10 protein-coding genes are annotated in these 12,806 nt (G+C 42.2%); 2 read left to right on the forward strand and 8 right to left on the reverse strand.

Features of this window, described 5'->3' with window-relative positions:
* Window positions 1-21 precede the first annotated feature (21 nt).
* The 3 genes from BQ7997_RS08260 to BQ7997_RS08270 form a co-directional block, all read right to left on the reverse strand.
* Complete coding sequence (locus BQ7997_RS08260) at window positions 22-492, reverse strand: helix-turn-helix domain-containing protein (protein WP_073346463.1); 471 nt, start codon at window positions 490-492, stop codon at window positions 22-24.
* 1,212 nt (window positions 493-1,704) lie between these two features.
* Window positions 1,705-2,724, reverse strand: a complete 1,020-nt coding sequence (holA, locus tag BQ7997_RS08265) for a DNA polymerase III subunit delta (RefSeq protein WP_073345382.1) — start codon at window positions 2,722-2,724, stop codon at window positions 1,705-1,707.
* A gap of 22 nt (window positions 2,725-2,746) precedes the next feature.
* Window positions 2,747-3,523, reverse strand: a complete 777-nt coding sequence (locus BQ7997_RS08270; RefSeq protein WP_022137464.1) for an AMP nucleosidase — start codon at window positions 3,521-3,523, stop codon at window positions 2,747-2,749.
* A gap of 62 nt (window positions 3,524-3,585) precedes the next feature.
* On the opposite strand from BQ7997_RS08270, the gene BQ7997_RS08275 reads away from it, so the two are divergent.
* Complete coding sequence (locus BQ7997_RS08275; RefSeq protein WP_073345385.1) at window positions 3,586-4,035, forward strand: type I restriction enzyme HsdR N-terminal domain-containing protein; 450 nt, start codon at window positions 3,586-3,588, stop codon at window positions 4,033-4,035.
* 163 nt (window positions 4,036-4,198) lie between these two features.
* Here BQ7997_RS08275 and BQ7997_RS08280 read toward each other — a convergent pair whose 3' ends face one another.
* The 5 genes from BQ7997_RS08280 to BQ7997_RS08300 all read right to left on the reverse strand — a co-directional run bounded on the left by BQ7997_RS08280 (window position 4,199) and on the right by BQ7997_RS08300 (window position 12,013).
* Window positions 4,199-7,354: an efflux RND transporter permease subunit gene (locus BQ7997_RS08280; protein ID WP_073345388.1), complete on the reverse strand. Its 3,156-nt coding sequence runs from the start codon at window positions 7,352-7,354 to the stop codon at window positions 4,199-4,201.
* A gap of 46 nt (window positions 7,355-7,400) precedes the next feature.
* Window positions 7,401-8,513, reverse strand: coding sequence for an efflux RND transporter periplasmic adaptor subunit (locus BQ7997_RS08285; RefSeq protein ID WP_073345390.1), 1,113 nt, complete (start codon window positions 8,511-8,513; stop codon window positions 7,401-7,403).
* Between the two features lie 33 nt (window positions 8,514-8,546).
* Complete coding sequence (locus BQ7997_RS08290) at window positions 8,547-9,944, reverse strand: efflux transporter outer membrane subunit (RefSeq protein ID WP_073345393.1); 1,398 nt, start codon at window positions 9,942-9,944, stop codon at window positions 8,547-8,549.
* Between the two features lie 138 nt (window positions 9,945-10,082).
* Window positions 10,083-10,913: a zinc ribbon domain-containing protein gene (locus BQ7997_RS08295; protein WP_022137469.1), complete on the reverse strand. Its 831-nt coding sequence runs from the start codon at window positions 10,911-10,913 to the stop codon at window positions 10,083-10,085.
* A gap of 5 nt (window positions 10,914-10,918) precedes the next feature.
* Entirely contained in the window at window positions 10,919-12,013 is a 1,095-nt protein-coding gene (locus BQ7997_RS08300) for a Nif3-like dinuclear metal center hexameric protein (RefSeq protein ID WP_073346466.1), read from the reverse strand.
* A gap of 108 nt (window positions 12,014-12,121) precedes the next feature.
* Here BQ7997_RS08300 and BQ7997_RS08305 point away from each other — a divergent pair, with 108 nt between their 5' ends.
* On the forward strand, window positions 12,122-12,535 hold the full coding sequence (locus BQ7997_RS08305) for a DUF4891 domain-containing protein (protein WP_073345395.1): 414 nt from the start codon (window positions 12,122-12,124) through the stop codon (window positions 12,533-12,535).
* Window positions 12,536-12,806: the final 271 nt, after the last annotated feature.

Genomic DNA, 12,806 nt, shown 5'->3' on the forward strand with positions numbered 1-12,806 from the left:
TCAAACCAGCGATTTTACCTCTTATTTTTCAGGTCTAAACGTTTCATAGGTATTATCATCAAAGAAAATTCTTATTTCAGTGATTTTCCTGGCAGGCTTTTCTATATACCTAATCTCCTGTTTTACAATCTCTTTAGGTGTATTTTCGGTGCTTCTTAACGCCATTTCCCTGCGATTTTCCGGAGCAATCGTCTCTTTGGACGGATTTATAGGATTCTCATCGAATAAAGAAGGCTGATAATCGCCATTAGGAGAAGCTAGTGAAGAGCCTTCTGCAGAAGCCAGCATTTCGCCTTTCCCATATAGCAACCATTCAAGATTTGCATAACTATAGGTTTGGTGAACTTTCATCACTACTTCCAGACTCGGCTTGTTTCTATCATTTAGAATATGAGAAAGAGTAGACTGTTGAACTCCGATTGTTTCAGCAAAAACTCTGGGGGGAACTTTTTCCCTTTCCATAATCATTCTTATTCTGTCTTTTATTTCCATACTGGGCATTTATTGAATTACAATTGTAGTACTAAATGTTGGTTTCACAAAAATACATCTAAAATCAATCACTATACAAAGGTAAATATTACATTTCACAAAAGCAAATTACAGATATAAAAATACCAATATCACAAACGTATTCAATTATTCACATTTAGAAAATCACGTTTGTACAATAGATAATAAGCTATATTTTACTATCATACTTCTTGTTTAACCAACAGTCATTATCATCTGATAATAAACACTTTATGCATATAAAATATAAACATAATTACGACATTCACAAAAATATATCGCCGATAAACCATTGATTTACAGCAACGAATCATATAATCACTATATATACATGATATTCAAGTATATAATATGTACAAACATGAGTGTTAAACACTCTCCTACTACATTTATATAATGCAATTTAGTTTTGTAAATCAAGAAATATACATTTGTGACAACTTCTAATTAAACACATATGTATATCATTCACAAATATATTAATTACAAATATACAAGCAGAAATACACAAACGTAAATACAAGAAGTTGCAGTTGCAATAAAATAAAGGATAAACACCATTATTTACGAATGTATTTTATGATTTCATCAAATCATCTTTTACATTGCACTCTTAAATGTCAAATCCTTGCGATATTTCCGTCCCATCTCCCAATTCATTGTATTTTTTCAATTCTAGAAAGGTTAAATTTTACATAACACACTGTAATATAGGTATTTAAAACACATTACTCAAGCTCTATATTTAATTGAAATAGAAAAATAGCAGCAATTGTCGACTAAAAACTCTCGAACTATCAAAATGATATTTTGAAATCATTATCTAAAAAAGGATTTTCCATCTTGTCATGGACTAGAACAGTTTTAGAGTGATCCTATTTTTGCTTCTACTATATTTCAATAGGGATCCAAATTTTTCAATGGGATAAATCTCATTATCCAACTAAAGGATAATATCGAGAACGACTAAACGGAATTAAAATGAAGAAATTAAAAGTTCGCTAAAAACAGATTAGCAATCAAGAGAAGACAGGAAAATAGAGTGAATTTATTGTTCAATTTTTTACTCAAAATATAGAAGTTATACTATCAGAATAAAAACGTAATTTCGGGAATATAAAAAAGGCATATACTCTATTCTATATATAGTAAAAGTATATGCCTTCTTTTTATATCAAAATCCCGTTCTTCCTAATGCAAAATATTAAACACTAATTCGCGGAGAATATCCCCGTCTGTCATTGAGCTGTTCTTTACTCCTTTTGATTTTGCATCAGCATATCGTATTTCACCAACGATTTGCATCGTCTTTACTCCACTGTATTTTCGCATGGCAGCCAGATAATCTTTAGCTTGCCAAGGCGTCTTTAACCCCAGCATACTAGCAATTCCCTGCTCCGATTTATCAGGTGCATAATATGCCAGCATAAGGTTGGAGTAAAAGCTAAAAAGCAAAGACAACGTCATCTGTATCGGATTAGTTTTCGGATTCTCCTCAAAATATTTTATTATCTTATTTGCCTTGAGAATATCCTTTTCTACAAGCGCACTCCGTAATTCGAAGTTATTATAATCCTTGCTTATACCAATATTCTTTTCGATTTGTTCGGGGGTCACACGTCTCTGACCAGTGGGCAAAGTAATAATCAACTTTTCCAATTCACCCGTCAAGCGGCTTAAATCAGAGCCAACAAAATCAGCCAACATGGCCGTCGCTTTAGGCTCCATATCCACACCTTTACGCTTCATATAAGAAGATATAAAGGCCGGTAGTTGTGCATCCTTTATCTTTTTCGATTCGAATAGTACGCCCACTTTATCTATTTCGGCAGCCAACTTTTTTCTTCGGTCTAATGTGCCGTGCTTATGGCATATCACTAAAATAGTAGAGAGTAACGGCTTCTGGAGATAGTAAGACAACTCTTCCATGTTACGGATTGCCTGTGCTTCCTTCACCACTACCACCTGATGTTCAGACATCATCGGATAACGTTTCGCGGCATTTATAATAGTGGCTACATCTACGTCAGCACCATACACAACCGTCAGGTTGAACTCCTTTTCCGTCTCATTCAACACATTATCCGTTATATAATCTGCGATCAGATCGATATAGTACGATTCTTCCCCCATCAGATAATAGACAGGACGATACTGCTTCGCCCTCAATTCCTTGAGAATATCATCGCACGTCAATTCTTGTTTTGCCATATATATCTTTCAAGACTGGGAGTTACCAGTCAAATTTCAAGTGTTTTACAGTTTTCTTTTCATCAATAATCATACGCAAAGAAGCGATGCCAATCTCCACATGTTCCTCTACGTAATTTCTGGTGACAAGGTTGTCACTTTTATCCGTTTTCACTCCGTCGGGAGTCATCGGCTGGTCAGAAACTAAAAGTAACGCACCTGTAGGAATATGATTGGCAAAACCACAACTGAACAAAGTGGCTGTTTCCATATCAACCGCCATTGCACGGGTCTTTTTCAGATATTCCTTGAATGTTTCGTCATGCTCCCAAATGCGGCGGTTGGTGGTATATACAGTACCTGTCCAGTAGTCACGCCCTTTGTCACGGATAGATGAAGAAACGGCACGTTGCAACATAAATGCGGGTAACGCCGGAACTTCAGGCGGAAAATAGTCGTTAGAAGTTCCCTCACCACGGATAGCAGCAATAGGAAGAATCAAATCACCGAGCTGGTTCTTCTTGTCGATCCCCCCGCATTTGCCAAGGAACAGACAAGCCTTCGGACGAATGGCACCCAATAAATCCATGATAATGGCGGCATTAGGGCTTCCCATACCGAAATTAATCATTGTTATGCCTTCAGCAGTGGCAGAGATCATGTTAGCATCCCTGCCTAATATCGGAACATCAAATTGATTGGCGAAAATCTCTACGTACTTGTTGAAGTTAGTCAACAGAATATACTCCCCAAAATCTTCCAGGTTACGTTTTGTGTAACGCGGTAGCCAATTAGCGACGATTTCTTCTTTTGTTTTCATAATTTCATTAAATTTGTGGCTCCAAATAAAGGAACCCGTTATTTAACTTACAAAAATAATAAATGTTATCGTTAAACCTACCAGTATTCGACACTAAAATAAACGTACGAAACGGAAAAAATGTAATTTTTGACGTGATTCGCAAACGATATGTCGCCCTTACACCTGAAGAATGGGTACGGCAACACTTCGTTCACTTTCTTATTGCACACAAAGGGTATCCGTCCGCACTCCTGGCCAATGAAGTGATGGTTAAGTTGAACGGCACCACAAAAAGATGCGATACGGTGCTCTACCGGAGAGATTTATCCGCCCGGATGATTGTAGAATATAAAGCTCCGCATATCGAAATCACGCAAGCGGTTTTCGACCAGATTACCCGATATAATATGGTGCTGAAAGTAGATTATCTGATTGTCAGCAACGGGATGCAACATTATTGCTGCCGGATGGATTATGAAAATCAGAGCTATACTTTTCTGAAAGATATTCCTGATTACAATTCCCTATAATCATCCGTTCATTCAATCCTCAAAAATACACTTTATCCATAGCATAAAAATAGCGTCACTATCTTGTGCGGATAGTGACGCTATTTGCCTGTTATAATGACGCCATCCCGAACGGATAGCGTCACTATAATTACCACCGCTCTAGATAGTCCTCAGGGCACTTTTACTCTTGTGTTACGATGTCTTTCTTCACATTATCATCCACTTTCTTCTTGCTGAATCTCTCCTGCAATTTTTGCATCAATTCATAGAAGTTAGGAACATAAACCGTTGCCAACAGCGTATTCATAGCCATACCGAATACCACTGCTGCACCCAATGCTATACGGCTTTCCGCACCTGCTCCAGTAGCGAATAACAATGGCATCACTCCTAAGACGAAAGCAAAAGACGTCATTAGAATCGGACGCAGACGAACGTGTCCTGCTTCAAATGCCGCTTCACGGATAGAGTTTCCTTCGGCACGGAAATCACGGGCAAATTCCACAATCAGGATTCCGTTCTTTGCCGAAAGAGCAATCAACAGAATAATACCGATTTGTGTATAAATACTCACCGGAGTACCCATAACCAAACATCCGATCATTGCTCCCAACAGTGCTACCGGCAATCCGATGACAGCCGCTACCGGGCTTGTCCAACTCTCATATTGGGCAGCCAAAACCAAAAAAGCAACAACCAGAGCCATAATCAGAACGACAGTCGTCGTACTGCCCGCTTGCGTTTCCTGATAGGCAACAGACGTCCATTCGTAACCGAACTCATCTCCTAACTGTTCATTGAAGAGCGCTTCCACTTCCTGAATAGCCTGTCCGCTACTACTTCCGGGAGCTACATTGCAAGTCAAAGCCGCCGTAGAATACATATTATACCGATTGATTTGATCCTGCCCCAACTGCTCTTCCACTTTCGTAAAGGAAGAGAAAGGAACCATCTCTCCTGCCGAATTCGGCACACTCAACTTCAGCACATCATCAATGACCCGTTGAGCCTGATCGCGTGCTTCAATTTTCACTTGATAAATACGTCCGAATTCTACAAAATCGTTCACATAGGCCGCTCCCATATAATATCCCAATGTAGAAAATACATCATTCAAGGCAATTCCCATAAACTGCACTTTATCACGGTCTATATTAAGAAAATATTGTGGTACATTTGCTTGATACTGACTGGATATGGAAGCTAAAGCAGGTTTGGTGTGATAAGAAGCCAACAGTGCATTGATGGCTTGTTGCATCTCAGTCGGTCCGAGATTTTTCCGGTCTTCTATTTGAAGTTGCAGACCGCCCGAAGCTCCCAAGCCGGGAATAGCCGGCGGCACCATCGCAAATACTTGCCCAGCTTGAATCGTCATATACGCTTCACCGTTGAAACGATTGACAACGGCAGCAGCCGTATGCTCCTTCCCTTTCCTCTGACTCCAGTTTTTCAGTACGACAAAGTAAGTGGCCGAATTGCTCTGCTCTCCACCGCCCATAACGGAGAAACCCGAGATACCGATATAATTCTGTACTTCAGGGTACGAATCAAGCATGGCATTTATCTTATCTCCAACCGCTTGCGTGCGTTCCAAACTGGCAGCCGGCGGCAACTGAACCACAGCTATAAAATACCCGTCATCTTCATCGGGAACAAACGTAGAAGGCCAATGCATAAAGAGCAAAACAGCAATCACCGTCAGAATGGCATAAGATATAAAACTGAATCCCGGACGTTTGAGCAACCATTTCACTATTCCGTCATACGCACCTTGCGTTTTATCATAAGCTTTATTGAATCCTCTGTAAATGAAGAACTTGGATGGTTTACTCTTTTCAAGGAACAACGCACAAAGCGCAGGAGTCAATGTCAATGAATTAAAACCGCTCAACACCGTTGAAGCAGCGATAGTCAAGGCAAACTGTTTATACAATTGGCCGGAAATACCGCTAATCAGCATTGTAGGAATAAACACGGCGAGTAGCACAAGAACCACACCTACAATCGGGCCCGTAATCTCTCCCATTGCCCTCGTCACAGCCTCACGAGGTGAATATTGCCCGGTTTCCAACAACCTCGAAGCATTTTCCACTACCACTATCGCATCATCCACCACAATGGCAACGGCCAAAATCAATCCGAACAAAGTCAGCGTATTGATAGAGAAACCAAATGCCGCCATCACAGCAAGCGTACCAATCAAAGAAACGGGAATAGTGAGACAAGGAATAATAACCGCCCTCCAATTCTGAAGGAACAGGAAAATAACAAGTACCACCAGCAAGGTTGTCTCAAAGAACGTCACCATTACTTCGTCAATAGAAGCATGAATCACATCCGTCGTGTCCAACGTTACATTATAAGAAACTCCTGACGGAAAATTGGCAGCCAATTCCTCCATCTTGGCTTTCACTCCCTTCGAGACATCCAATGAATTTGAACCCGGCTGCTGATAAATAGCGATGGCGGCCGTAGGTCTTCCATTCAGCCGGGACACCACACTGTAAGAAGCGGAACCCAAATCAATCCGGGCAATATCTTTCAGGCGAAGCATCGCTCCATCTTTCTCTGTCCGGATGATGATATCACCGAATTGCTCCGGCGAATTAAGCCTTCCCTGCACATTCAGAGTGTATTGAAACGCATTCTTGTTATTCTGTCCGATGGGCTGACCTATATATCCGGCAGAAACTTCCACATTCTGTGACTGTATGGCCTGATAGACCTGTTGTGGTGAAATATTACGAATCCGCATGGCTTCGGGATCCAGCCAGACACGCATGGAATAATCTCCCGCTCCCATAACGTTCACCGCACCGACTCCCGGTACACGTGTCAGTTGGTCGACAAGATTTAATTTAGCGTAGTTGGTCAGATACAAGCTATTGTAGACAGAATCCTGTGAAGTCATCGTCAGGAACATAACAATATTCGAAGATTGTTTCTGTACTGTCACTCCCTGCACCACTACCGGTTCGGGAAGCGAAGATTGTGCAATACTTACCCTGTTTTGTACTTGCACGGTTGCCATATCAATATCCGTACCGACAGCAAAAGTGATAGTCAGAGAGTACGCTCCCGAAGAAGAGGAATTGGAAGACATATAGAGCATACCATCCACACCATTCACTTGCTGCTCGATAGGAATACCTACCGTTTGAGCCACCGTCTCGGCATTTGCTCCCGGATAAACGGCGGATACCTGTACCGTTGGCGGTGTAATCTCCGGGAACTGCGCAACAGGCAATATATTTAGTGTCACCAAACCGGCTACCACGATGAGCAGGGCAAGCACCGTAGCAAAAATCGGTCGGTTTATAAAGAATTTAGAAAACATAGATCTATGAGTTTAGGATTAATACTTAAAATGAAAGAACTTCCCTTTATGGTATGGGCTTCACCTTCATTCCGTCCCGGACTTTCATCAGAGCTTCCGTGACATACCGCTCTTGCGGAGAAATCCCGCTCATCACCTGGCGCAAGGTATCACCCATCAGTTGGCCGATCTCAATATGGCGGTAATGAACTATATCCGAGTCATTTACAACATACAGATATTTACCTAACTGATCGGTTCCGATAGAAGCTTCTTTCACTAATACCGCTTTTTTGGCTTCCCGATAAGGAAGAGTAATACTCACGTACAACCCACTCTTCAAAACTCCTTTCGGATTATCAAAATTGGCACGCACCATCAATGTTCCCGTACTCATATCCACATTCGGAGACAGATAATCCAATACGGCAGGATAAGATTCCGTTCCGTCCTTACCCAGTTGTACCATAATCTTCTGTGGCAGATTCTTTGCCGATTGCTTACTGTTGTTCATCGCCATTCCCAGCCATTGGTTATCCGCTACATTAAAATACGCATACATTTGGTCGTCCTTATAAATAGTAGCTAGTGTCACGGGCTGCAATGCTCCGCCTACATAGCTTCCTATATCCACTGTCGACTTCGTGATAGTCCCGTCAAAAGGAGCGCGGACATAGCAATATCCCAAATTCGTATGTGCCGTACTCAAAGCCGCTTCCGCATTATTCACGGCTGCAATGCCTTCTGTCACATTCGCTTCCGACTGAAGCAACTGTATCTGACTTACCGCATCACTCTTGATGGCTTCCTTCATACGGCTATAATTACTCCGTGCATATTCCAGTTGCGCCCGGGCAGTTTGCAAATCCGCTTTCGCCTGTTCCACTTTATCCTTATATAAGGTAGGTTCGATAACGAACAATAACTGCCCTTTCTTCACCCTTCCTCCCGGAGTGTAGGAAGTGGACTGCAATGTACCATTTACCCTTGCCACCAAGTTGACCGTTTGCTCCGTTGTCAGATAACCCGGGTAATCTTTCGTCAGGGTAATATCCTCCACTATGGGTTTGGTCACGCTAATTTCAGGAGTAGGCATCCCTCCCATCGCTCCTGCGCTCTTCTTCTCCTTGCAGCCTGTCAATATCGGCAGCGCAAGAAAGATATACATTAGTTTTTTCATATCCGTTAGGTTATATTTTATTTATAGATTCTATTATTCTCGCCATCCACCGCCCAAGGCTTTGTAAAGGGCAATGAGTTGTAACAACGAACTTCCTTCTGCCTGTACCAACTGATTCTCATAAGATAATAGCGAACGCTGTGCGTCAAGCACATTCTGGAAAGGTGAAAGTCCCTGTTTATAAAGCTCTAAGGAAAGTTTCAATGTCTCGATGCCTTGATTGCGCACTTCTCTCAGTGCCACAATCTGCTTGATAGAATTTCGATAGGAATTCATGGCATTATCAGTTTCCTGTACGGCAGTCAGCACCGTTTGATTAAACTGGTTAATCGTTTCGTCCAGTTGGGCTTTCGCCAGTCTTGTGGCATTGACTAACTGCCCGCCATTGAAAATCGTCCAACTCAATGCCGGAGCAATCTCATAAGTCATACTTTTACTTTTCACCAAGTCTTTCAAATCACGTGCAGCATAACCAAACGAACCTTTCAGAAAAACTTTCGGTAACCAGTCGGCTTTAGAAGCTCCGAGCAATGCCGCCTGTGCGTTTACGTTCCGTTCCGCGCTCCGCACATCGGGTCTTCTCAATAATAAATCGACAGGCATCCCCACTCCGATGGGTTCCATATAATCGGGCAGTGTTCCTACCGTTTCCAAGACAGGACGGATTTCCTGGGGATACATGCCTAGCAGAACAGCCAATGTTGTAATATACTGGTTGACGCCGGCTTCCAGTTGCGGAATGGAAGCTCTTGTGCTATACAAAACAGACTTGGCCTGTGCGACATCCAATTTGGCGACAAGTCCGGTGTTATAGCGTACTTCCGTGATTTTCAGTACCTCTTCCTGCGAAGCGGCATTCTTTTTCACTACTTCAAGTTGCTGCTGCAATTCCCGCAGGTTGATATAGGCTGAGGCTACTTCCGCTGCCATAGAAATCATCACTCCTGTATATTCCTCCTTGCTTGCGGCAAAATTCTCCTTTTGCGCTTTCACCCGTTTACGGATACTTCCGAAGATGTCAACTTCCCAGCTCATGCTGAGCGAAGCGTCGTAATAATGTTCCGTAGATTGGGGCAAGGCACTTGTATTTCCGCTTGTTTCCTGGCGAGTCCATCCGGCATTCAGTCCGACGGAAGGAAAGAAATTGCTACGCTCCATCCAAAGATTGGCACGGGCGGCGGATATACGGTTGATGGCCATTGCGACAGAGAAATTGCGGTCTACGGCCAAAGCAATCAAAGAATCCAACTTGGTGTCCCGGAAAGATTTCCACCAATGATCGTCCACCGGAAGCGTTTGTTGAAATACCTCTCCACTCTCCTCCCATTCACCGGGGAGAGGCGCTTTCAGATAGCGGTTTGCAGTTTGTCCAACCGCAGATACAGTTGAAAGAAACATAAGGAGCGATGTGCCCCACATTCGTATATTCATATCAGTTCAGGTTTTTATGAAATGATAAGATAACAACCAAAGGTTTGGTTTGTTTATTTCGGAAACGTTAAGAAAGGAGTATAAAAAAAGCCCCGCCATCAGGCGGAGCTTTGAAAAATATAGTGAAACAGCAAACGCTTATTCTGCTGTTTTTCTTCTGATTGCTCTTTTTGTAGTCGGTGCCGGAGCTTCCTCTACCTTGTGTTCGAGCTGTACACCAGCCAATTCCGGGTCAATCATGATACGTCCGCAGTATTCGCAAACGATCACTTTCTTACGGGAACGGATATCCAACTGTCTCTGAGGCGGAATCTTGTTAAAGCAACCACCACATGCATCACGCTGTACGTACACGATACCCAGTCCGTTGCGGGAGTTCTTACGGATACGTTTGAATGATTGCAACAGACGCGGCTCGATTTTAGTTTCCAAATCTTTGGCTTTGTCTCTCAGTTTCTCTTCCTCCTGCTTGGTTTCAGAGATAATTTCGTCCAGTTCGCTCTTCTTCTGTTCGAGGTCTTTTTTTCTTTCGTTCAAAATCTGTTCGTTCTTCTCTACTTCAATCTCTTTTTCTTCCCTGTCTGCAGAATATTCCCTGATTCTCTTCTCGCAAAGTTCGATTTCCAGTGTCTGGAACTCGATTTCTTTTGTCAGGAAGTCATATTCACGGTTGTTACGGACGTTGTCTTGTTGTGACTTATATTTTTCAACCGAAGCTTTAGCCGTTTCAATCTCTACCTTCTTACCGGAAATAGCAGTTCTCAGTTCGTCTACTTCAGCTTTAATCTTGTCGATACGGGTACTCAAACCGGCAATCTCATCTTCAAGGTCTTGTACTTCCAATGGAAGTTCACCTCTCAATGTCTTGATCTCGTCAATCTTAGACAACATAGTTTGCAGTTGGTACAGAGTCTTCACTTTCTGTTCCACCGTCAACTCATTCGGATCTTTTTTTGCTTCTCTAGCCATTTTACTTATAAATATTTTATGGGATTCGTATTTATTTTACTCAATTGGAGCGCAAAATTAGGAAATAAATCCCGGATTATAGAATAAAAAATCTCTTTTGTATATTGTTCGCTTTCGTAATGACCGATTTCCGCCATCAGAATATCACCTTCATGGCCGAAATAATCATGATACTTGATTTCTCCTGTAATAAAGACATCCGCACCCGTCCGGATTGCCTGCGGAAGCAGGAAAGCTCCGGCACCACCACATAATGCCACTTTCTGTATTTCTCTGCCTGTCAATTTGTTATGACGGACACAACCCACTTCAAAGGTTTTCTTGATGCGTTTCAGGAATTCGAGTTCCGTTTCCGGCTCATCCAATTCACCTACAATTCCCGCACCTGCCTGCTGCCAGTTATTCTGCAACGGATATAAGTCAAAAGCCGGTTCCTCATAAGGGTGGGCAGACAATAATGCCTTAACGACTTCCGCTTTCTTATATATAGGAAGAATGGTTTCAATTCTCACTTCATCCTCACGGTGTAGTTCTCCGATGGTTCCGCAAAAAGGGTGTGTTCCCTCGTTTGCCCGGAAGGTTCCCTCTCCTTTCAGATTATAACTGCATGAATCATAGTTACCTATATTTCCGCATCCGGCAGCAAACAGTGCTTCGCGTACGGCATCTGCCTGCGCGTAAGGTACGAAAGTCACCAGCTTAACCAAGCTATTCTCTTTCGGCTCAAGCGCTTTCAGATTCTTCAGTCCTATCTTCTCGGCTATCTTATAGTTGACTCCACCTTGAGCATTATCAAGATTGGTGTGCGCTGAATAGATTACAATATCATTCTTTATTGCTTTCAATATGCAACGTTCCACATAATCCTTGCCTGTAATGGATTTATAACCTTTAAAGATGAGCGGATGATGCGATATAACGAGGTTATACCCTAACGCGACAGCTTCATCCAACACAGCTTCGGTAACGTCAAGACACAACAAAGCCCCTGTTGCTTCCGCTTCTGTCAATCCTATTTGCAGGCCGGCATTATCAAATCCGTCTTGCAATGGCAGAGGCGCGAATCGTTCAAGGGCGCTTACTATTTCCTTAATTTTCATTATTTGGTAGAAAATTTGGTTGCAAAGATAAGAAAATAAAAGGAACAACCGCCCTTTGTTCTCATTTTTTTAGTAAATTTGGCGCATATCCTATAACAATTGAATACGATGAAAGCTATCCTGTCCTATTTTCTATTAGTTGCCCTGCTTGTTTCCTGCCAATTAAGGCAGAACGAAAATGCTGAAAAGCAAACTGCCAAAGACATAAGTGCTGATGATGCGGAAGAATGTATTGCAGATACAGTAAAAGCCACCGCCATCTTCTGGATAGATAAAGCGGAAACGAAGCACTGCAAAGAATGGGGTTTCCGTACTATTAAAGCAAAAGTTTTTATCTATGAAAACGGAAAGGTTGATTTACAAGCTTTTGTCAAAAAGCAATCGCCGGATCTGGAGAAGTATATACGGCATCATCTCTCTAAATTCCAAGTATCGGAAAAAATGCTTGAAGGCGGATATGTGCAACCGGGAGAACAATTCGTCCAACTTCGCTGCTTATATGAGAAGCTCAAGGGGAAATAATTTGTTTCAAGCAGTACAACCATTTGTTTCAACACATGAAACTATTGGTTTCACGCCTTGAAACTGAAGTTTCGCCCGTGTGAAACAAAAGTTTCCAAGGCTTGAAACTGGAGTTTCATCGGTGGGAAACTATAGTTTCAGACTGTTGAAACCAAAGTTTCAGACCGTTGAAACTGTCGCTATCCCTACACAGAACAAGACATGCTTCACCGGAAAAACAAAGCTACCCCATCCCTTCTTGTGACAGCAACATCTGCCATCACATTGCTGT

It is taken from the genome of Bacteroides congonensis (genome assembly GCF_900130125.1).
In the GTDB taxonomy this organism is placed as follows: domain Bacteria; phylum Bacteroidota; class Bacteroidia; order Bacteroidales; family Bacteroidaceae; genus Bacteroides; species Bacteroides congonensis.